At 63.8% G+C, this 21,518-nt stretch carries 18 protein-coding genes and 1 pseudogene; 7 read left to right on the forward strand and 12 right to left on the reverse strand.

Going from position 1 to position 21,518, the window contains the following annotated elements:
- Positions 1-121 precede the first annotated feature (121 nt).
- The 3 genes and pseudogenes from HK107_RS12450 to HK107_RS15725 form a co-directional block, all read left to right on the forward strand.
- Positions 122-1,354 (forward strand): TraB/GumN family protein, encoded by a 1,233-nt coding sequence (locus tag HK107_RS12450; RefSeq protein WP_173200262.1) that lies wholly within the window; start codon positions 122-124, stop codon positions 1,352-1,354.
- A 40-nt stretch (positions 1,355-1,394) separates the two neighbouring features.
- A complete protein-coding gene (locus HK107_RS12455; RefSeq protein WP_173200264.1) occupies positions 1,395-2,180 on the forward strand; it encodes an NAD kinase in 786 nt (261 codons plus the stop codon).
- 147 nt (positions 2,181-2,327) lie between these two features.
- Positions 2,328-2,990: pseudogene (locus HK107_RS15725) on the forward strand (EAL domain-containing protein); the annotation flags it as partial.
- Positions 2,991-3,857: 867 nt separating this feature from the next.
- Here the strand turns inward: HK107_RS15725 and HK107_RS15730 are convergent.
- Positions 3,858-4,811, reverse strand: a complete 954-nt coding sequence (locus HK107_RS15730; RefSeq protein ID WP_233061492.1) for an NAD(P)/FAD-dependent oxidoreductase — start codon at positions 4,809-4,811, stop codon at positions 3,858-3,860.
- A 39-nt stretch (positions 4,812-4,850) separates the two neighbouring features.
- The gene (locus tag HK107_RS12465; protein ID WP_173200269.1) at positions 4,851-5,381 is read right to left on the reverse strand and encodes a hypothetical protein; all 531 of its coding nucleotides are present in this window, start codon (positions 5,379-5,381) and stop codon (positions 4,851-4,853) included.
- Between the two features lie 142 nt (positions 5,382-5,523).
- Between HK107_RS12465 and HK107_RS12470 the strand changes: the two genes are divergently transcribed.
- Positions 5,524-7,056 carry a hypothetical protein gene (locus HK107_RS12470; protein ID WP_173200271.1) on the forward strand — a complete coding sequence of 511 codons (1,533 nt, stop codon included), beginning with the start codon at positions 5,524-5,526 and terminating at the stop codon, positions 7,054-7,056.
- Between the two features lie 3 nt (positions 7,057-7,059).
- Here HK107_RS12470 and HK107_RS12475 read toward each other — a convergent pair whose 3' ends face one another.
- Genes HK107_RS12475 through HK107_RS12490 form a run of 4 tightly spaced genes read right to left on the reverse strand, consistent with a single transcriptional unit; the run spans position 7,060 to position 10,528 of the window.
- Positions 7,060-7,662: an ABC-type transport auxiliary lipoprotein family protein gene (locus tag HK107_RS12475; protein WP_173200273.1), complete on the reverse strand. Its 603-nt coding sequence runs from the start codon at positions 7,660-7,662 to the stop codon at positions 7,060-7,062.
- Positions 7,659-8,594: an MlaD family protein gene (locus HK107_RS12480; RefSeq protein ID WP_173200275.1), complete on the reverse strand. Its 936-nt coding sequence runs from the start codon at positions 8,592-8,594 to the stop codon at positions 7,659-7,661. The genes HK107_RS12475 and HK107_RS12480 overlap by 4 nt, the downstream gene beginning before the upstream one ends.
- A 9-nt stretch (positions 8,595-8,603) precedes the next feature.
- The gene (locus HK107_RS12485; RefSeq protein WP_173200277.1) at positions 8,604-9,389 is read right to left on the reverse strand and encodes an ABC transporter ATP-binding protein; all 786 of its coding nucleotides are present in this window, start codon (positions 9,387-9,389) and stop codon (positions 8,604-8,606) included.
- Entirely contained in the window at positions 9,389-10,528 is a 1,140-nt protein-coding gene (locus HK107_RS12490; RefSeq protein ID WP_173200279.1) for an ABC transporter permease, read from the reverse strand. Before HK107_RS12490 ends, HK107_RS12485 begins: the two co-directional genes overlap by 1 nt.
- A 160-nt stretch (positions 10,529-10,688) precedes the next feature.
- On the opposite strand from HK107_RS12490, the gene HK107_RS12495 reads away from it, so the two are divergent.
- Positions 10,689-12,959: an adenylate/guanylate cyclase domain-containing protein gene (locus HK107_RS12495; protein WP_173200281.1), complete on the forward strand. Its 2,271-nt coding sequence runs from the start codon at positions 10,689-10,691 to the stop codon at positions 12,957-12,959.
- 21 nt (positions 12,960-12,980) lie between these two features.
- Here HK107_RS12495 and HK107_RS12500 read toward each other — a convergent pair whose 3' ends face one another.
- Positions 12,981-13,625, reverse strand: a complete 645-nt coding sequence (locus HK107_RS12500) for a hypothetical protein (protein WP_173200283.1) — start codon at positions 13,623-13,625, stop codon at positions 12,981-12,983.
- Positions 13,626-13,753: 128 nt separating this feature from the next.
- Between HK107_RS12500 and pip the strand changes: the two genes are divergently transcribed.
- The gene (gene pip / locus HK107_RS12505) at positions 13,754-14,707 is read left to right on the forward strand and encodes a prolyl aminopeptidase (protein ID WP_173200285.1); all 954 of its coding nucleotides are present in this window, start codon (positions 13,754-13,756) and stop codon (positions 14,705-14,707) included.
- A 47-nt stretch (positions 14,708-14,754) separates the two neighbouring features.
- Here the strand turns inward: pip and HK107_RS12510 are convergent, their stop codons facing one another.
- Entirely contained in the window at positions 14,755-16,257 is a 1,503-nt protein-coding gene (locus tag HK107_RS12510) for a sodium-dependent transporter (RefSeq protein ID WP_173200287.1), read from the reverse strand.
- A gap of 124 nt (positions 16,258-16,381) precedes the next feature.
- On the opposite strand from HK107_RS12510, the gene HK107_RS12515 reads away from it, so the two are divergent.
- Positions 16,382-16,735: an Hpt domain-containing protein gene (locus tag HK107_RS12515; RefSeq protein WP_173200289.1), complete on the forward strand. Its 354-nt coding sequence runs from the start codon at positions 16,382-16,384 to the stop codon at positions 16,733-16,735.
- Between the two features lie 54 nt (positions 16,736-16,789).
- Here the strand turns inward: HK107_RS12515 and rodA are convergent, their stop codons facing one another.
- The 4 genes from rodA to mreC are packed head-to-tail and all read right to left on the reverse strand — an operon-like array spanning position 16,790 to position 21,377.
- On the reverse strand, positions 16,790-17,944 hold the full coding sequence (gene rodA / locus HK107_RS12520) for a rod shape-determining protein RodA (RefSeq protein ID WP_198912405.1): 1,155 nt from the start codon (positions 17,942-17,944) through the stop codon (positions 16,790-16,792).
- Positions 17,941-19,899: a penicillin-binding protein 2 gene (gene mrdA / locus HK107_RS12525; RefSeq protein ID WP_233061495.1), complete on the reverse strand. Its 1,959-nt coding sequence runs from the start codon at positions 19,897-19,899 to the stop codon at positions 17,941-17,943. The genes rodA and mrdA overlap by 4 nt, the downstream gene beginning before the upstream one ends.
- Positions 19,900-19,936: 37 nt before the next feature.
- Positions 19,937-20,449, reverse strand: a complete 513-nt coding sequence (locus HK107_RS12530) for a hypothetical protein (protein WP_173200293.1) — start codon at positions 20,447-20,449, stop codon at positions 19,937-19,939.
- The gene (gene mreC, locus HK107_RS12535; protein WP_173200295.1) at positions 20,442-21,377 is read right to left on the reverse strand and encodes a rod shape-determining protein MreC; all 936 of its coding nucleotides are present in this window, start codon (positions 21,375-21,377) and stop codon (positions 20,442-20,444) included. Before mreC ends, HK107_RS12530 begins: the two co-directional genes overlap by 8 nt.
- Positions 21,378-21,518: the final 141 nt, after the last annotated feature.

The following is a 21,518-nucleotide window of genomic DNA, read 5'->3' on the forward strand; positions in this document are numbered from 1 at the left end:
GGATATCTTGCATCGCAGCAACCCCGGAGTCGTGGAGCGCCAAAACCGGTCTGGACGCCCTTCGGCGAAAGGGGCGATAGTGACGACGAGGGGCAGTAAGCCCTAGCTGGAGGGGCTCACCATGCGCATCGTTCTTTCGGTCCTGAAGTGGATCGCGATCTTCCTGGCGCTGGTGCTTCTCGCAATCGCTGGCCTGCCCCAACTTCCCGTCGCAAAGGACATGCTCGGCAAGGGCAAATACGCGGCCTTCCTCGAGGCAGAAGCCGTGCCCCTCGACCTCGGCGCCGCAGAAGCAGGGCTCTCTTTCGAACGGTCCTTCTACGACCACTCGCTCTTCATGCTGAACGAAATCCACGGCTATGCGGATGTTCAGACCCTCGACCTCGCAATGATGCGCCACCTCCACGAGGAGCTCGGCATCAGGACCTACTACGCCGAGCTGAGCCCGGCGCAGGCGATGGCTTTCAACGCCTATGTGCTTGACGGCGACGACGCTCCGGCACGCCGGGTTTTCGATGGTTGGGCCGAGACAGCGACCCAGTGGGGCAACAAGGAATTCTTCGCCAAGCTGGGCGCTGTCCGGTCCTTCAACGAAGCCCAGCCTGACGAAGGCAAGATCGTCTTTGTCGGCGTTGACACGATCAACGGCACCGTCGTCCCGGAAGCCTTTGCCAATCGTCCGTGGCCGTCCGAAGTTCCAGGCTTCACCGATCTTGCATCCATCCGGGCGGTGAACGACCTCCTTCTCAAGAATGCTCTCCTGAGGCCTTCAGACGTTGGTCGGTACACGCACATCCTTGACAATACCGGTCTGCTCAAGGCTCTTCCGGGCGGCGCAGGAGAGAAGTTCTACGGGCTCTGGGGCCTGTTCCATGGCGGTCAGGTCCAGATCAACGGCCTCCAACCCCTCGCCATGCGCCTTGGGGCTGAAGGCGGGCACTTCGAAGGCAAGGTTGCGACGGTCACCAGCATCTGCGTCGCAGACTGCTTCAACATGATGCCAGCGCGGGGTCTCCCCGGCCCACTTCAGGGACCAGACGGCGAAGAGTTCACACTCATCCCCATGACCTTCGACAACCCTTATCTCTCGCGCATGCGCGGGCTTGGCGAGGTGCTCGACGTGATGGGCGACGCCGATGGTCTCCTCATCCCCACGCGCCATCCCGATAGCCCCTACACGGACGGCCCCCGCCTTGTGACTCAGACAGGCTTCCTCGCAATGCTCCAGTCCTTCGAGTATGACGGCGCGGCAGCTGACGCCTCCGATGCCTTCATCGCCCATCAGGGCTCTGCTGGCCTCACCCCCTGGAAGGGCGAAGCCTTCGACATCACAGGCGAGGCACTGAAACCCTAGGGCTTTGACTTTCCCGGCCACGCGGGCCAGCGTCTTGGCCATGCGCCGTGAGCCACCAAGAAAAGGCGAGATCGCCTTCATCGCCAACGACCGGCCCGAAGCCCAATCGGCATTCGAGAAGCTTACGGACGTTTTCGGCAACGCGACCGAGGCTGACGCCCGCTACATCGTGGCGGTCGGCGGCGACGGCACAATGCTCGAAGTGCTGCGCGATTCGATGAAGCACCCGAAGCCCGTTTACGGCATCAATTGCGGAACCGTCGGCTTCCTGATGAACCCCCTCGGCAAGGTTGAAGAGCTGCCCGAGCGCATTGCTAATGCCGACCGCGCGGTGATCAACCCCCTCTGCATGAAAGCGACGGACAGGGACGGTAATGTCCACGAGGCAATGGCGATCAACGAGATCTCCCTCATCCGCCAGACACGCCAGACCGCGCGCATCTCGATCATGGTCAATGGCGAGACACGGATGGGCCAGCTCATCTGCGACGGCGTGCTGCTGTCGACGCCCGCAGGCTCCACAGCCTATAATCTCTCCGCCCACGGACCGATTCTGCCGATCAATGCGAACCTCCTCGCCCTCACGCCGATCAGCGCGTTCCGGCCAAGGCGCTGGCGCGGCGCCCTCCTTCCCTACGATGCGGAAGTGACCTTCCACGTCCAGGACCCCGACTTCAGGAGCTGCGCCGCCACCGCCGACAATGTCGAGGTCAGGAACGTCACCGAGGTCCACTGCACGATCGAGAGGAAGAAGCAGATGCAGCTCCTCTTCGACCACGGCACCGGCCTCGAAGAGCGTATCCTGCGCGAACAGTTCGAGGACTGATTCCGCGATCCCGCCTTTGACAACAAAGGATTCATCCGGATTTAAACCCCATTAACTGTTTCCCTTCACACATTCTCATGCGCTGGAATCGCTTGGCGTGAGGGAACTGGTATGGGCGCACGCGCTCTCAAACTGACAAGAGCGGACATGGACGAGGCCCTGGTCTCGCGCCAGATCCACCTCCTGTACCAGCCGATCTTCTCGCTTCAGGACGGCTCGCTGGCGCGGGTGGAAGCGCTTTGCCGGTGGGATCACCCGCGCTTTGGCACCATGCTTCCCGCTGTTTTCCTTCCCGCTTTCGAGGCCGAAGACCGCCTCGCTGCCCTGACGCGCCGGATTCTCGAGCGCTCGGCGGCGGAATTTGCGTCCTGGGCCTTCTCGAAGCCTTCGGGCCTGTCGATCAATCTTTCGCCTGCCGACTGCATCGATCCAGGCCTCCCCGCATCGGTGAAAGCGATTCTCGAAGCGACCCGCCTCGATCCTGAGATGGTCACCTTCGAATGCCCGGTCCGCGTCTCCGACACCGCAGAAGCCGCGCCGATCCTGACGGAGCTCAAGGAGCTCGGCGTCAGGCTGGCCGCTGAATTGATGGGCCGGGGCGACGAGATCGCCGAGGTCTTCGCGATCGCACCCTTTGACGAGATCAAGACCGGCGGCCGCGGCCTCCTCCGCGCAGTCCGCAACGACCATACGGCGAGCCTTCAGAACGCTGCTGACCTCATCGCCTTTGCTGAGTCCAAAGGCGCTATCGTCTCCGCCATTGGCGCTGAGGACGAAGCGGCCTGCCTCGCGCTCAGGACCATGGGTTTCCACCAGTGCCAGGCCAATGTGCTCTCCGGCGCGCTGCCCATCGACGGCATCACGCCCAAGGTGACTAACGCTGCGCGCCAGCTCCTCGGCCTCGACGAGACCAGCGTCTCCGAAGCAGACGCCACCGCGTCACCTGAAGAAGCAGCCAGCGATACCTTCAAGGCCGAACGCCTTCGGGCGCAAGCTGAAGCCTTCAAGCGCGTCGCTGAAAAACGCGCCGATGCGGAAAACGAAGAGGCGCCTCGCCCGCCCCGCGGCGCTAAGTCCGTGCAGAACAGACTCGCCGAATCGTTCGGCGACCCAAAAGATGGCGACGACGACGCAGGGCACGCCGATGCCCGCGACCAGCAGGAAGTTCTGATGCAGGCAGAAAGCAAAGCCGGCCTTCTCATGCGCCCCGACCTCGCCTCGGCCTCCCTAGGCTATGGCGCGAGCCCCCTTCGCCGGGCGCGCCGCCGGGACAATGACCAGCAGCCGGTGATCGTGGTCGAGGCCAACGAGACCCTCGCCAAGCGCCTCTCCAAGGAACCCGAAGTCGCCCAGGCGATCACCGAGGTTCTCGGCGACCTGCCTCCTGCCGTCGAAGAACGCGAGGGCGAGCGCAGCGAAGACGACATCAAGGCTGACGAGCTCGACGAAGCCGTCGCCAAGCTGCCGACCCTCGACGACGAGACCGCAGCGGTTCTCAAGGACGCGATTGGCCAGACGGCCGCGACCGATGAGCTGATGGACCTTGCCTCGCGCCTGCGTCCGACGCCGAAGCGCCGGAACCTCCTGACCCGCCGCTACAAACTTCGTGTGACCCATTTCTGGCCGCGCCCGTGGCGCCGGGCCTATGACAAGCTGATCGCCGACCGTCAGGGCCTGTCAGACAAGCAGTTCCTCGATCGCCTCGGCGCTCACGGGCCCGAGCAGGACACCGTTCCGATGGTGCCCCTGAGCGCGGATGAGACCAAGCCGACCACCGTCACGCTCGATGAGGGGTCCGCTCCTGTCGATGAAGGGACGGAAGCCCTCGAGACGTCTGAGACGCTCAGCGCGGCCAAGGCACGGTAACAGCCTCACAGCATCCGACCACAGATCATCAGGGCCCGCTGCAATCGCGCCGGGCCATTCTTCTGTCGCTCCGATGTAAAGCGTGCCGTCCTGCCGCGGCACGAAGTAGGCCGTCGGTGAACGGACCACCCCGGGGACAGCGCCAGCATCATCAGGGTGCAACCTGACGATGAACGCCGCGCCCTTCACGCCCATCAAGCCCTCAGGCCCCTGCTCCCGTGCAGCGCCCGTGGCGAGTACGACATTCTGCACGCTGAAGGTCTCGCCAGCGACTCTGACACCACCCTCGGCGACCTCACCCCGGCCTTCCACGATGGTGATCCCGACATCCGCAGCGCGCCGCTTGATATGCTGAAGGAGGAGAAGTGGTTCGACCGACCCTTCTCCCGGCACAAAGGCTGACGGCTTCTGCGAAAACTCGCGCAATGCGCCGCGATCAGGAAGCTCCGACCCGGGCGGCCTTGCGTGAAAGCCGATCCCGTAAACGCCGCCCAGTTGGAACCCGATGTCCCCCGCAGGCTCATCCGACAGCCGCGCCGCGAATCCGCGCCAGCTCTCAAGCCCCAGCTCAAGGAGTGCCCGCAGCTTCGGCCCGCCTGCGTCATGCGCCAGCTCGAACGAAGGGCTCAGCATCCCTGCTGCCGCATGGGTCGCGCCGGCCTCTCCGTCGCTGACCCAGAGGACCTTCCGGCCACCCTCGGCCAGATGAAACGCAGCGCAGGCGCCGATCACGCCAGAGCCGAGGATGGCAACGTCAAAACTCATGGAACCGGCGCTATCCCGCGCCCCTCCGGCTGACAAGCTTCAGAAAGGCCGCTGGCCCAGCATCCGCGTCTTCTCCCGGCTCGAAGCCGAGGAGCCGAAATAATAGTTCATCACCGCAGCGGCCATGGCCGCGAGCGCGCCGAGCATGATGGAGAACTCGGTCTCAGTTCCCTCGGGAACCTGCCTCAGCAACATCACGGCAAGCACGGCGAAGAACCCTGCCACCACGGTTACCGCGAGAAAGCCGGGGATATGGTCTTTCAGCGCGATTTCTCGCTCCCTCGCACTCTGCCGGTCCAGAGCAGCGATGCGCTCTTCCTCCACCCCCGCCTCGATCAGGCTTCGCTGGAGCGCCAGGCCCGCCTCCTTCAGCTCCAGCAGCACGGAGGGCGAGGCCGACGCCAGCGCCCGTTCGAGCTCGGCCTGCTCGGCGACCTCTTTGGCGAGGAGAATGGCGCTCGCCTTCTCTGCTGCGAGACCCGCCAAGGGGCCTCCCAGCATGCGGGCCAGCTCCGGCGCGATTCGCCCGAGGGCTTTCTGGAAGCGGGCGGGACGTGAAAGATCAGTCATAGAAGGCCATTCTAGGCCCTGTGAATCGCCCGAGGATAAGACTCGCGGCCTTTTGGTTGCGGGGTTAAGCCGCGATTAACCTTGGGAGCGAGAAGGCAGTCTGAGGGGCGTATGCGGCATCATTGCCGTATCAAGGAGCGAGATGGCCGAGGCCGAACGAGACCTTGTGGATGAGCTGACCGACGCGCCAGCGCCGGTTGAGACCGTGCGCGCGACGATGGTCGCCGACGCACGGCCCGCGCCTGTCCGCCGTTCAGGCTGGCTTCCCGACGCCGAACAGATTTGGACAGCTGCAAAGCTTCTCTCGGTTCTCATCCTCGCCGTCTGGCTGATCGCCTGGCCGATCGGGACGACCCTCGCCCTTCGTGAGACCACGGGGCTCTGGAAGTTCGGCCTTGGCTATTCCGGCGCAGTGGTCATCCTCGCGCTTTCCAATTCCCTCCTCGTCCTCCTCGGCGGCTACCTCCTGCGTGCATCGCTGCGCCTCGAAGAGACGGCCAGCCGCCTTGGCCAGGCCGTTGATCACTTCGAGCCCGCGATCAAAGCCGACGCCGTGCGCGGCGACCTCGACCTCCTCGGCGGAGAACTCGACCGGGCCCTCGTGAAGCTCGCCAAGGCCGAGAAGCAGATCCGTGATCAGGTCGGCGCCATCGACGCAGCAGCAGAGACGATGCGCGGCGGCACAAAGGAAGGCACCGAGCGCCTCGCCAAGGAACGCCAGGCCCTCATTGACGCCACCGCCAAAATGAATGCCGAAGCAGATGCCTTCGCCACCGCCCTCGCCGCGCGCTCGCGTAAGGCTGAGGAAGACGCATCAAGCGCATTCCCCGACATCGAAGAGAAGCTGAAGCGGCTAGAGGTTGTCTCCGCCCAAAGCGCCGATCAGTTTGCTTCCCTCAGGGAAGCCATGGTCGAGACGAACCAGCTCTTCCGCGAAGCGCCCAAGGGCCTTGCCGATGACCTCAAGGGCGGTGCCGATACCTTACGCACGGCGCAGCAGGCGCTGATCGATGAGAGCGAGAAGCTCCGCCTCCTGATCGAACAGCAGAAGACCCGCGCCGACAGCCTTGGCCGGAGTCTCGCCGAGCAATCCGAGAAGCTGAAAACGAGGCCAGCTGAACCGGCGCCTGCTCCGGCTGCCGCGCCTGCGCCGGCCCCGGCGGCCAAGAAGAACGGCTCTGCAAAGAACCTCGGCGGCTCATGGCGGCGCATTCTCGAGAAGGTCGAGAACGACAGCGCCGCGCAACCTCGCCCGCAGGCTCAGCCGCGAACGCCCCCGCGTCCGGTGCCAGAGCTCCCCGCCGCCAAGACGCCGGAGGAGCAAGAGCGTGTCCTCCGCATGCAGCGCTTCACCATGGCCATGAAGGCCCAGCTCTTCGGTATGCCGAGCGCTGACGAACAGCAGCGCTTCGAGCGTGGCGAGCGCCAGCTCTTCGTAGGCCAGATCCTCGCAAATGATCCGGTCGATCTTCGTGCCAAGCTCCGCACGACGATCGGCAAGGATGAGAGCTTCGCGGAAGCCTCCGAAACCTATCTCGCTGATTTTGACCAGCTGCTCGCCCCCGTCGTGGGCGACGATGCTGCGTCGTCAGAGGTCGCGCTGCAGGATATGCTCCGCACACCGCTCGGCCAGCTCTACGTGGCGATCGGCACGGCTAAGGGCCATTTCGATTAAGCGTTAGCTCCGGGCGTTCGAAAGACGCTCCAGGGCCCAGCCAGCGGCGTCGCTGGATAGCTCAGACGCTGCGCGGTTGAGCGCCTCAGCGACCTCAGCCGTGCTGTCGCCATCGACCGGGACACGGGTCTCGAACCGCTGGACACCGAGGATCATGCCGTTGCGGCTTTCAAGGCGCACACGGAAGATAACGATCGCCTGGGTCGGCTCCGTCGTACGGTCGGCTTCGAAACGCTGAATGTCCGAGTAGAGAACGAAGTCAGCCAGCGGGAGGGCAACCCTGTCGGAGACCGCCAGCAATGCGCCCCGCTCTTCCACCGAACGCTCAAGAAGGACCGAGAAGATCCGCGGTGCGCGGTCAGCCCACTCACCCTCAGGCATGTAACGGATTTCGTTCGCGCCCGTGCGGACAGCGATCTTCGAGGTGTTGAGCGCGCTCTCTGCCCGGGCATCGGCGATGGCCAGCGAATAGGGAAGGCGCTGCTCGCTCCTCGTCTCCTCCATCGCCGTCAGCGTGTAGCGCGGCGGAAGCTCCGAGGCCGGAGCAATGAGGTTGATGCAGCCGCCAAGGGCAAGCAGCGAGACGGCGGAAAGAGATCTGATCATGGGCGGGCCTCCGGACGGTTCTCGCCCAGCAGGAAGCGCGCCGGGTCACGGTCGAACTCCTGCAGAATGGCTTCGGTGGTGGCAAGGACGCGGTTCGCCTGAGCGATCACGCCGACAGTGGCGCCAAGGCCTTCCTGGGCGAAGGCATCGATGGCGGGACGGTTCTCCGAGAGAATGTCCTCGATCTCCGCAATGACTTCGGAGAGGCTCTCGGCGGACGTCGCCGCAGCCTCGAGGGTCTGCTTCACATCGGTGCGCAGCATGCCCTCGGTCTCATCGATGATGGAGTTGATCCGCGCCACGGTCGTGTCGAGCGCTTCGGCATTGCGCCGCAGGATGATCGAGATGGTGGCGACATTCTCAATGATCTCGCCAATGTCCTCGTCCTTGTCGGCAATGGCATCGGTGAGGCTTTCAATGTCCTCGAGGATACGGCCAATCCGGTCGATGTTCTCTGCGCTGACGAGGCTGGTGATGTTCTCTGCCAGCGGGCCCGAGCTTTCGATGACCGCAGCGAGTCCACCGGCAGAGCCCTGAATGGTCGGAATGCGGCGGTCGGAAATGCTTTTCAGCAAGGGAGCGTTGGGATCGCCGCCGACGAACTGGATGATTGACAGGCCCGTGACGCCGACAAGCTCCAGCTCGGCCCGGGTCGTCTCGCGGATCGGCGTATTTTCCTCCACGCGAATGAGGGCCACGGCGATGTTGGGATCACGGTTGTCGAGGCCGAGCTCTTCCACCTCGCCGACACGGATACCGTTGAACTGGACCGCAGCGCCGACCTGCAGGCCGGAGACCCGCTCGTTGAAGACGACATAGTACTCGTCGAAGGCACGCTCTGTGTTGCCTAGCCACAGGATGAACATCATCGCCATGACGACAACGGCGACGACCGAGCTGCCTATGAGGACGAAATGGGCGCGGGTTTCCATGGGAATCTCCTAGGCGCTCTGTGACGCAAGATTTGAGCCCTGGGCGGCACGGCCCCTTGGCCCGCCGAAATATTCCTGGATCCAGGGATGGTTGGAGCGGCGCACCTCATCGAGAGGCGCGTTGATGATCACCTGCTTCTCAGCCAGCACCGCCACGCGGTCCGTGGCCCTGATCAGGCTGTCGAGGTCGTGGGTGACCATGAAGATGGTGAGCCCGAGATTATCCCTCAGGCCCATGATCAGCTCGTCGAACTTCGCAGCGCCAATGGGGTCGAGGCCCGCGGTGGGCTCGTCGAGGAAGAGGATCTTTGGATCGAGCGCCATCGCTCGGGCCAGCGCCACGCGCTTTCTCATACCGCCCGAAAGCTCTGACGGCATCTTCTCACCGACACCCTCATTGAGGCCGGAGAGGGAGAGCTTCATGCCTGCGATCTCCTCGGCCAGCTCGTCCGAGATTTCCGGGTGATGCTCGCGCAGGGGCGCCATGACGTTTTCTGCCACGGTCATCGAGCTGAAGAGCGCACCATCCTGAAACAGGATTCCGATATCCTCGTTGATCTCCTTGGCGGACGCCCGCTTCGGGTAGATCTGCTTGCCGAGGATTTCGACCTTGCCAGCCTTGGGGATCTGGAGGCCGACAATGGTCCGGAGGAGCACCGACTTACCGGTGCCCGACCCGCCGACCACGCCGAGGATCTCACCACGATGGACGTCGAGATCGAGGTCCTTGTGGACGACCTGGGTGCCGAACTGGTTCCGGACGCCCCGGACTTCGATGATGTTCTCAGGAGCCATCAGTAGTCGAGCTCCATGAAGAAGACCGCGAAGAGGGCATCGACGAGGATCACGAGGAACAGCGACTGGACGACCGAGATGGTGGTTCTGCGGCCGAGGTCCTCTGCGGATCCCCTAACCATCATGCCTTGGTAGCAACCGATGACGGCGATCGCGAAGCCGAAGACCGGCGCCTTCACCATCCCGACGATGAAGTTGTCGATGACGATGATCTCCTGGGTCCTCGCCATGAAGAGCGCGGGCGGGATGTCGAGAGCCAGAGCGCAGACCGCACCGCCACCGACGAGGCCAAGAATAGCTGCAAGGAATGCGAGGCACGGCACGGCAATCAGCAGCGCCAGCACACGCGGCACCACGAGCGCATCAAGCGGATCAATCCCCATGGCCTGCATGGCGTCGATTTCCTCGCGCAGCTTCATCGACCCGATAGCCGCGGTGAAGGAGCTGCCCGAACGGCCAGCGATCAGGATGGCCGTCAGGAGGACGCCGAATTCCCTGAGGACAGAAATGCCCACAAGCTCAACCGCGAAGACCTCCGCGCCGAACTCAGCCAGCACCGTCGCACCCATGAAGGCGACCACGGCGCCAATCAGGAACGACATCAGCCCGACGATGAAAAGCGCGTTCAGCCCTGCCGATTCCATGTGGTGAACCACGCTGGTCGGACGGAAACGACCCGGGTGGCGGATCGTTTCGAACATCCGCACCATCACGGCGCCCACGAAGCTCATAATGTGGAGAGCTTCATCGAGAATGTTCTCGGTTGCTTGACCAACGCGCTCCAGAACAACGAGCCATGATGCTCTGGGCGGAGGGGTCTCGCACGAGACGAGATTGCCTGCGGCCTGTTCGAGGAGGACCTTGTGATGATCAGAGACGTTCTCGAACCCCTTGAGAGGCTGGCTGAGATCAGCCCGGGCCCCGCAGGCCTGCATGGTCCGCTGGAGCACCATCGCGCCGGAGGTGTCGAGATTGTCGACGCCGGCCATGTCGATGATCAGGGGCTTATCGAGAGTTGTCTCGGTGAACTTACGGATCTGTGCGTCGATACGGGCGATACCATCGGCCATGGTCCAGCCGCCGCGCGCTTCGATGCGCGGTGCAGGGCCATCTTCGACCGAGAACTCCGCCTTGCTCATCGCCTCTTTCGCCGATCCGTTTACCTTGCGCACATGGAGCGCAAACCATGCCAGACAGAGCTGAATACGCAGTGAAAGCGATCCGCGCACGCCGAGGCCGTGATAAAGTTAATAGCACGGCGTCCGATTGCGAGCGAAAAGGTTAACAGGAGACCGCACCTTGTTTGAGCAGCGCCAGGAACAGAGGCTCCGCCTCCTCCTCGTCAGCCCTTCGGTCATCATCGCGCTGATCGCGGCTTTCGCCATTCTCTCCGCCTCCACCCCCGGTGCGCCGGTGCGGGAGGCGATCTTCGACATCATCATGCGCCTCGCGCCGCGTCCCGTGGTCTCCGAGCTGCCTGTCGCCACCGTCCTCATCGACGAGGAGAGCGAAGAGCGCCTCGGCGACTGGCCATGGCCGCGCAACGCTTTCGGCGCGCTGATCGACAGCGCGGAGACCGCAGGCGCACGGTCCGTCCTGCTGACGACCTCCGTGGCAGGCGACGACCCCCTCTCCCCCGACGTGATCGCGCGGCGGTGGATGGAGATCCGGTCCGGCGAGACCGCGGACCGCGTCGCGGCCCTCTCGGTGCTGCCCTCCACCGACCTCGTCCTCGCCCGGGCAGCTGCTGGCGGCCCGGTCGGCCTTGGCATCGGTGAAGAGCTTTCCCCCTCGAACGCAGACGTCAGCTGGTCGCGGGTCAGCTTCGAAGGCCGCCCCTGGGCCCGGATCGAAGGCGCGGACACCGGCGTCGGCTTTATCGCCGTCCCCTCGATCCTAGGCCGCAAGACCCTTTCGGCAGAGCTCCGTGAAGCCGAGCTCCCGATCGTCGCCGCCCTGCCCGAAGACCCGGACGGCCGTGTGCGGAGGGTTGCTCCCCTCTATGCGGGCCGGGATATCGTAGCGGCGACGCCGGGCCTTGGTGCCCTGACGATCGACGGCGAGGTGGTGAGTTTCACCCCGGCCGCGACAGCCGTCTCGAACGCTGGCGCCCCGGTCTCTTCCTTCCGCATCGGCGGCGGTCCTCTTATCGACCTCGACGGGCGGTCGGAGTTCAGATTCTGGATGCCTCAGGAGATCAGTGTGCCGAGCGTGCCTGCCTGGCGCCTCCTTGAAGACCCCGACGCGTGGGGCTCCGCCCTCAGAGGCCGTCACGTCTTTATCGGCGCAGCGCTCGATGAAGAGGGCCTCGTCCGAACCGCGCGCGGCACCCGTCCGTCAGCGGAGGTTCACGCCCTTCTCGCCCAGCAGATCGCGGTCGGCGAAGCGCCGATCAGGCCCGACTGGGGCGGCTTTGCGGAAGCGTTCTCTGCAGTGCTCATCGGTGTGCTGGCTGTTCTCTCGGTGATCTACGTGCCGTCAGCGCTCGCGGTCGCCGTGTCGCTGACCCTTGCGCTCCTGAGCTTCCTCGGGGCCTTCCTGATCTTCCGCTCAACAGGCCTGCTGCTTGATCCTTCGCCGGGTATCTTCGCGGCGCTCGGAGGCCCGCTTGCAGTCGGCGCCACGGTCCTGACGAACATGGTCGTGCGGGACGATGTCGTACGCGGAGCGTTCCACGGCGCCCTGCCCCAGAAGGCCATGCGCAAGCTGCAGGCACACGGAGGAACCAAGCTCCTTTACGGCGTCCACCGTGACGTCACGGTCCTCTCATGCGCCTTCCAGCTGCCCTCTTCTCTCATCCGTCAGTTCGAGGAAGATCCCCGCGACTACGTCCTCTTCAAGGCCTCGGCCAATGACCGCCTGCGCCGGACGATTCTCGAGCATGAGGGCACCGTCGATTATGGCGAGGACGGACGGCTTCTTGGTTATTGGAACGTGCCGCTCGATGAGCCGAAGCACATCGAGCTCGCCTGCGCCTGTGCCCTCAAGATGCTCGACGACGTCTCCGCGATCAGCCAGCAGGTCGCCGGCAGCCACCATGTCGGCCCCGGCGGATCGCTCGAAGAGCTGGCAGACGGCAGGATCGAAATCGGCATCGCGTCGGGTCCATGCTTCGCCGGTCCCGTCGGCCTTGGCGGCCGGAACCGTTACGCCGCGCTCGGCCAGCCGGTGAGCTTCGCGGGCCGCCTGCGCGCACGGTCAGAGCTTTATGGCCCGGCGATCCTGACCGACGCGAAGGTCTATGACGCCCTCCGTCACCATTACGCCTTCCTCGATCTCGACTTTGTCCGTCGCGAGTATGAAGGCCAGCCAGAGATGATCTACGGCCTCGTCGGCAACCCGTTCTTGAAGGCGTCGAAAACCTTCCGTGCACTGGCCGATGTCCAGCGCGACCTTCTCGCCGCGTGGAAAGAGCGCGACCTCTCCACGGCGACCCGACAGCTCCAGAAGCTGCGCGGCATCCCCGGGGTGCCCCAGCCCTACGTCGATCTCTTCGAGAAGCGAATCATGAACGCACGCCTTCAGAAAGCACGGCGTGACGAAGACCAGGCCGAGATCCTCGGACCGTAAGCTCTGAATGGAGAAGAGCGCTTAGCGCGCGCTGGTGGCTTCGGCGACGGAGTTCACCGGCTCGCCGCCATCAAGCCTAACGGAAAGAGCGTCAGCCGTGCGGCCAAGCTCCATGATCGCCTGATTGAACTGCTGCTTCACCCGGCGGATCTCGTCCCGGGAGACGCCCTCGTCGCGCTTGGCGAGAAGAAGCAGCGCCTCGGCATAGACGATGCGGCAGTGGCGCGCTTCGACAATGGCGTCCTCGATAGTCCTGAGATCCGTCGGCAGCGGCTCCATCGCCGTCGTAGCCGTGCGGCCCTTCTGGGCCACGTTCCACGCAGCGGCGAGGGTCTGTTCAAGGTCACGGCGGACCTCGAGGGCGACATCGCCTTCCAGGCTGTCGACATAGGCCGCAGCCTGGTGCTTCGGAGAGGTCACCGAGCCGCCAAAGAGCAGCGTGACGAAACCGTCTTCACGGTCTTCCGCAGGGGTCCAGGGACGCTCTTCAAGCTTGGCCAGCGCAGAGCGAAGCTCTTCGCGCTCGCGGGCGTCCTCTTCAGCGATCGAGGCCTTGGTCATCCCGGGGATCGACGGCATCGACACTTCCACGGACGCACAGCCCGTGACGGCGCAAAAGCCCACACCAAGAAGAAGCGCTCGAACGATGACGGCCACCCTGCCCATTAGAAATTTCTGCCCCACGACCAACGCGGGCACTCTCTGGACAATTTGGCTCTTCGCCCCATTGCCCACACGTCCCATGTGGTTAGACGGAGTATAATCACAACCCGAGTTGCAGCGCAAAGGCTTCCATGGCGAGATCTTCATTCTATCCCCCCGTGGAGCCGTTCCGGCGCGCACGCCTTCAGGTCTCTCCGCTTCACGAGATCTACTACGAAGTCAGCGGAAATCCTGACGGAAAGCCAGTCGTGGTGTGCCACGGCGGTCCCGGCGGTGGGTCCACGCCCTCGATGCGTCGCTACTTCGATCCCGAGCATTACAAGATCGTCCTCTTTGATCAGCGCGGCTGTGGCCGCTCGATGCCCCACGCCGAATTGCGCGAGAACACAACATGGGACCTTGTCGCCGACATGGAGCAATTGCGGCGAAACCTGGGCATCGAGCGCTGGCAGGTGTTCGGCGGTTCGTGGGGATCGACCCTCGCCCTCGCCTATGCGCTCACCCATCCCACCCGGGTGTCCGAGTTGGTCCTCAGGGGCATCTTCACCCTGAGAAGGTCCGAGCTTTTGTGGTTTTACCAGGAAGGCGCGAATTGGATCTTCCCTGAGGAATGGCAGGACTTCCTCGCCCCCATCCCTGAAGCCGAGCGCGGCGACATGATGGACGCCTACCGCAAGCGCCTCACCGGCGACGATGAACGCGCCAAGCTCGAGGCGGCCAAGGCCTGGGCGGTCTGGGAGGGGTCGACAGTGTCCCTCCACCCAAACAGGGAGCGCATGGACAGCTTCGCGGGCGAACGCTTCGCCCTCGCCTTTGCGCGGATCGAGAACCACTACTTCACGAATGGCGGCTTCTTCGACGCGGACGACTGGATCATCGCCAACGGAGGCAAGCTGGCGGGTATCCCCGGCACCATCGTGCAGGGCCGATACGACGTGGTGACGCCGATGAAGTCTGCGTTTGAGCTCCACAACGCCTGGCCGGGGTCGATCCTCAAGGTGATCCCTGACGCGGGCCACGCCGCCTCAGAGCCCGGCATCGTCAAGGCGCTGATCGAAGCCACCGACCTCTACGCCAAAGACTAAGGGGCGCCGAAGCGCCCCTTTTCATCTCTCGGAATGCCCGCCGGTCCCTAGTTCAGGAACGGCGCAATCGCGATGCCGTAGACAAGGATCAGGCCGACCACCGCGGGGCACACATAGCGGATCAGGAACCGCCAGCGCTGGTAGTGCTTCTCCTGCTTGAAGCCGAGCTCCTCGCGGCTCGCGGACTGGGTCACCACATAGCCCGCGAAGACCGCTGCCAGGAAACCGCCGAGCGGCAGGAGCACGTTGCCTGTCAGGCCGTCGATGGCGTCGAGGAGCGTCCTGTCGCCAATCACCGGGAGGGTGCCGAAGGGCTGCCACGTATTGAAGAAGTTGTCGCCCGCTTCGACCGGAACCTGGCTCAGCGCGTGGAAGACGCCGATCACGAAGATTGCAAGACCGATCAGGATTGTACCGATCAGGCGGCGCTTGTTCCGGGTCGCTTCGTCGAGGGTAATGTCACCCTTGGCCCATGCCGCCGGCACCTCGAACAGCGAGATCGCCGAGGTCAGGGCGGCGAAGACCGCCATGATGAAGAAGGCAAGGCCGAAGAGCGCGCCAAACGGCATCTGGTTGAACGCGAGAAGCAGCGGCCCGAAAATCAGGCCGAGACCGCCAGCTGGCTCAAGGCCGAACTGGAACACCACCGGGAAGACCGCGAGGCCCGCGATCATCGCCACGCCCGTATCGGCGAAAGCCACCGTCGTTGCGGCGCCCGGGATCGACGTCTCACGGCTGAGATAGATGCCGTAGGTCAGCATGAGGACCGAGCCGAGCGACAGCGAGAAGAACGCCTGACCCACCGCGTTCACGAGGATCGAACCATCGGCAATATCGCGCGCAAGCGCCTGGAAGTCCGGCTGGAAGAGGAATGCCAGCGCTGCACCCGCATCACCGACGGTCAGCGAGATGACGGCCAGCGCCACCAGAAGGAAGAAGAAGACCGGCATCAGCCAGGTCGCGGCCTTCTCGATGCCGCCTTTGACGCCGCGGGTCACGATGATGGTCGAGACCGCGATGAAGATACCGTGGAAGAGGATCATTTTGCCGGGGTTCGACAGAAGCTCCCCGAAGATGCCGGTGATCTCTGTCGAATCGCCGACGCTGGCGAAAGCAGGAGCGGCAAGGCCAGCAAGGCCCGAAGCGCCGATATTGCCTGCGATATCGCCGACCATCACCCACGCATAATAGAGGAGCCAGCCTGCGATCACCGAATAGAAGGTGACGATGCCGAAGCTCGCCAGCATTCCGATCCAGCCCATGATGCCCCAGGCCGGAGACGCGCCGTCAGCCTTGGCGAGGCGCACGATTGCGGCGATCGGGGTACCGCCACCGCGGCGCCCGATGAAGAGCTCCGCCATAAGGACCGGGAGGCCGATGGCGAAGACCGCCAGCAGGTAGGCAATGACGAAGAGACCACCGCCCGATTCGCCGGCCACGTAGGGGAAGCGCACCAGGTTTCCGATGCCCACCGCCGAACCGACGGCGGCGAGGATAAACGCTGCGCGGCCTGACCAGGACTCGTCCTTGCCGCTGCGGGATACTGCCATGTGACCTGCCTCTTGATGCTGTGACGCCTAGAAGCCGCAGTTAGACTGCTTTTTATCTGTGGTTGCAATGCTTCCCAAATCGGCGCGGCCTAAAGCTACAATCTTAGCAAGGGTCAGGTGTGCTATGGGTCAGATCATCGACGACGAACAGATCACCATGCTGGTGCAAGGCGCAGGCGTGGAAGCGGTCATCCCGATTCTCGAAGCCTATTGGGAATCCAACGACGAGCTGACGGCTGCTCTCGAAAAGGGCATCTCTGCTGAGAGCCCGACGGACATCGCCGCCACGGCGCATGGCCTGAAAGGCTCCTCCGCCAACCTCGGCGCGATGCTGGTCGCTGACCGGGCCAAGGAAATCGAGCTGGCTGCGAAGTCTGGCGACCTCAACATGGTCCGCGAGCTCTTCCAGAAGCTCCCCAAGGACATCGCTGAAACGCGCACCGCTTTCGACGCGATCATCGAGTCGGCTGCCGCATAAGCGTCGCTTCCGCCGAAACGAAGAAGGGCGCCCTGCGGCGCCCTTTTCTTTTGTCTAGCTTCCGAAGCCTGATGTTCGGAGCGTGTCCTGGCTGCGGTCGATCCATGCCGACATGACGAGGCCGAACCCTGCCATCATCGAGAGCATCACCGTGCCGCCATAGCTGACCAGCGGCAGGGGCACACCGACCACGGGCGCGAGGCCCATGACCATGCCGGTGTTGATGAGGACATAAGAGACAAACGTCACCGCGATCCCGAAGGCGAGTAGCCTGCCGAAATGGCTCTTCGCGCTCATGGCGATCTGCAGCGTCGTGAAGAAGACGGCGAGGTAGAGGCCGAGAAGGCCAATCGCGCCATAGAGGCCAAGCTCCTCACCGATGATCGTGAAGATGAAGTCGGTTTGCATCTCGGGCAGGAAGTCGAGCTGGCTCTGGGTGCCCTGCATATAGCCCTTCCCGTCAACACCGCCCGAACCGATGGCGATCTTGGACTGGTTGGGGTGATAGTTCGCACCGAGAGGATCTGCGTCAGGATTTAGGAAGGCGGTGATCCGCTCCCACTGATAGGCCTTGATGAGGCCGGACTGGACCCCTGCGATGGCGCCGCCAACCCCTGCGATGACGCCGAGCGTGACGAGGCGCCAGCTGATCCCTGCGAGGAGGAGAACGGTCACGCCTGACAGTCCCATGAGGATCGCCGTCCCAAGATCAGGCTGAAGGAAGACGAGCCCCACCGGAGCACCGATCATGGCGAGCGGCGGAATGAGCCCCGTGATCGAGGACACCTGCTTGAACTCAAGCCCGTGGTAGTAGCGGGCGAGCGCAAGGACGAGCGCCACCTTCATCAGCTCTGATGGCTGAAGCTGGAACCCGCCAAGCTCAAGCCAGCGCTGGGCACCCATGTTGGTCGCGCCGATCACTGGAACGAGGAGCAACAGGAACAGCGCGAAGAAATAGCCCGGATAGGCAAGCGACAGCCAGAACTTGAGCGGCGTCACACCAATGCCGATCATCACCACCATGGCGAGCCCGAAGCGGATCGCATGGGGCATGGCGTAGGGCGTCCAGCTTCCGTCGGACACGGAATAAAGCGCGAGCACCCCTGCAGAAGCGATCAGCGTCAGGAGGATGATCAGCGGCGAGTTGAGATCAGCGAGGCGCTTCCTCAGCTTGTTCCGCTTGCCCGAGGCTTCAATGACGATGGTCACCGCGCGCCTCCCAGCATCGCCACTTCAGTCAGGTCCTGCTGGCCCTTCCAGAACTGGTGCTTGTCATAGTTCGACGGGTCCTTCTCGAGGACTGCGCGCATGATGTCCCGCGCGCGGGGACCTGCGGCTTTCGAACCCGAGCCGCCATGTTCGACAACAACTGAGCAGGCGTAGCGCGGGTTCTCGTAAGGAGCGAAGGCGACGAAAAGCGCATGGTCCCGGAACTGCCAGGGGATCTCTTCGTTCTTCAGCCTGCGTCCTGTCACAGGATCGCGGCGAAGGCCGACCACTTGGCTGGTGCCCGTCTTGCCGGCCATCTTGAAGTCGGGAAGCAGCGAACTGCGCGCCGCCGTGCCCCATTCATTGACCACGGCGTTCATGCCGTCCTGCACGACCTTCACATTTTGCGGGTCGCCGGGCAGCTCTTCGAACAGAGGTTCAGGCACGAGGCTGCCGCCAATGGCTCGGACAAGGCGCGGGGTCACGGCCTTATGGGTCGCGATCCTTGCGCTCATCACGGCCAGCTGCAGGGGAGAGGCGGTGACGGCGCCCTGCCCGATGGCGACCGAGAGGGTCTCGCCCGGGAACCATGTCTGGTTCGGCGGATCGTTGCGGTAGTAGGCGCGCTTCCAGGCCTGGGATGGAACGATACCCTCCGCCTCCGCACCAATGCCGAGGTCATAGGTCTGCCCAAGGCCATAGCGCTGGGCGACTTCGGCAATCTGGTCGATGCCAAGCTGCGTTGCGAGGTGCCAGTAATAGACGTCGCAGGAGTGCTTGATCGAGCCCTCCATATCGAGACGTCCGTGCCCCTCCTTTTTCCAACAGGTAAAGTCACGCCCGCCGAACCGGTAGGTGCCGTTGCAGTACACGGTGGTAGATGGATCAATCCCCTGCTCCTGCGCCGCGATGGCCGTGAGGAGCTTGAAGGTCGAGCCGGGAGGATAGGTCCCCTGCACAGGCTTGTTGAGGAGCGGCTTCAGCGGGCTTTCGTTCAGCTCGCGCCAGAGCTTCGTCTCGATCCCGCGGGAGAAAACGTTGGGGTCAAAGGCAGGCGTCGACGCCATGACGATGACGTCACCGGTGATGATGTCGAGGACCACCGCAGACGCTGACAACGGATGAGGCCCGAGCGCTTCGTCAGGATACTCACCATAGTTCGACGCGAGCACTTCGAGGGTCTTGGCCTGAAGGTCCTTGTCGATGGTGAGGCCGATGGCCGTCCCTTGCGAGGGCGGCTGGGCATTGTCCTTGTAGGTCTCGATCACCCGGCCGTGGGCGTTGACCTGAACACGGACGGATCCTGGATCACCCTGCAGCCTGTCGTCGAGGGTGCGTTCGAGGCCGGACTTGCCGACCTTGTAGCCAGGCTGGCGGTAGAGGAGCTCGGCCTTCTCCGCTGCTTCATCCGTGTCCGCTGCTTCGCGCTTGCGGGTGATGTCGTCCGCGGTGGCCGAGCCGACATAGCCAACGACAAAGGCAGCGCCCGCATCCTCGGCATAGGCCCGGCTGGCGCCGATCTCGGAGACCACGCCGCGCATCTCGGTCGAATGGAAATTGACCGATGCGTAGGTCTCCCAGTCGAGCTTGTCCTTGACGAGGATCGGCAGGAAGCTCCGCTGACGCTTCGCCTTGTTCAGGATGCGGTCGATCTGCTCTGCTTCCAGCGGCATGACCGCCGCGAGCCTGACGAGCGTGTCGCGGAGATTATCCGTACGCTCAGGGATCACGAGGACTCGGAAGTCAGGCACATTGTTCGCCACGACATTGCCGTAGCGGTCGTAGATGTCCCCGCGCAGGGGCGCGATCAGGCGGGTGTTGAACTGGTTCTCATCAGCCTGCGCACGGAACTCGTCATGCCTTGCAACCTGCAGGTCCCACAGCCGGTAGCCCACACCAACGAAGAGGCACGACACGCCGCCCGCGACGAAGGTCGCCCTGCGGGTGAACTCCATGTGCCTCTGGGTATCAAACGGTTCTACGCGCATTGGATCAGGCCACCATGGACGGCCGCTGCCGTCCGATCGTCCGCCTGAAGACCGTCAGGCAGAGGGGAAAGAGAAGTACGGTCACGAGAGTCTGGAAGAAGACACCGCCAAGGGGCAGCACCCGCTGCATCACGATCGACATGATGATCCAGAAGAAGAACATCCCGGCCAGCGCCGCGATGCCGAAACCTGTGGTCAGCACCACCGTGTCCCGGCCCGCAAAATAGCTCCGCTGCCAGATGATCAACGCATGGGTGAAGAGGAGAATACATGCCCAGGGCCCAAGCGCCGCGCCGAACAGGAGATCCATCATCAGCCCCGTACCGAAGGTCAGCGCTGGCGGCAGGCTGCCCGGACGATCAAGGCCATAAAGGAAGATGACGATCAGCGGCAGAACCGGCGTCGGCACATTGCCGCCAAACAGGTTCAGCGGCGTGACCATGAGAAGGGCACTGACGATAAGGAGCGCTGCCGCGACGGAGATGGTGCCAGAAGTCGGGAAATGGCGGTCATCCATTTTGGGCCGCCTCCCCTCCCGTCAGCGACGCGCTCTCGTCGCCCTCGGCTGCACCAGCTTCCTCAGCATCGATCTCAATCTCGGGATCGGGGAAGTCATAGTCGACAACGCGAACAAAGTGCGCGCCCTGGTCCGAGGCATAAAGACCAACCTCGACACCGTCTTCGGTCAGGCGGACGATCTCACCGACAGGCAGCCCGCGCGGCAGGGAGCCGCCAGTACCTGACGTGACAATCCGCATCCCTACGGTCAGCTCACCCTTGGGACGGCCTGAGAACTGCTTGATCTCCGCCCGGCGTTCGGACGTGCCGGAGAGAAGGCCCTCCGTATCCACCGCTTCGATATAGACAGGGATGTGGCTGTTCGCGTCGGTGAGGAGAAGCACGCGGCTCGCGTTGCGGCCGGCGGTGACGACATGGCCGATGAGGCCATTGCCATCGACCACGGCGCTTCCGCGGCGGATGCCATCCTCGCGCCCTGCCGACAGGATCAGCGCACGGGTGAAGGGACCTTCGTTCTCGGCAATGACCTGGGCGGGGATATAGCGCTCAGGAACGATCACTTTGGGATCGACCAGCGCTTCGAATTCGCGGAGCCGCTGCTCGAGCGCCATCGACTGGTGCATCCACACACGCAGCTGTTCGTTTTCTTCGCGAAGGCGGCGGTTCTCTTCGACGACAGCGAAATGGTCGCCAAGATCGCCCCAGGCGTTCGACACCATGCGCACGGGCGCAGCGAAGACGCCGAGCATAGGGCTCATCCGGTCGAGGAGGCTCTCGCGAGCTTTCTCAAAGACCGAGGCTTGCGCTCCGTAGATCGAGACGATCGACAGGAAGAAGCTCGCGGCGAGCATGAACAGGAGGTTCGCCGGCGGACGTTCCGTCTCGCGCAGGCCATTACCACCATTCTTCCCGAATAACGCCGACATCAGCGTCAACTCCCGGCTTCTTGCCTAGGCTCACCGCAAGGACGCTGCGGCAAACCCCGTTAAGACACGATTAACCTCCGTAAGAGGTTTGTTCACTTCTACCCCGCTCCGGGAAGCGGCAGAAGCGCAGCCCCCGTTACA

This window comes from Parvularcula mediterranea, assembly GCF_013085255.1.
Taxonomy (GTDB): Bacteria; Pseudomonadota; Alphaproteobacteria; order Caulobacterales; family Parvularculaceae; genus Parvularcula; species Parvularcula mediterranea.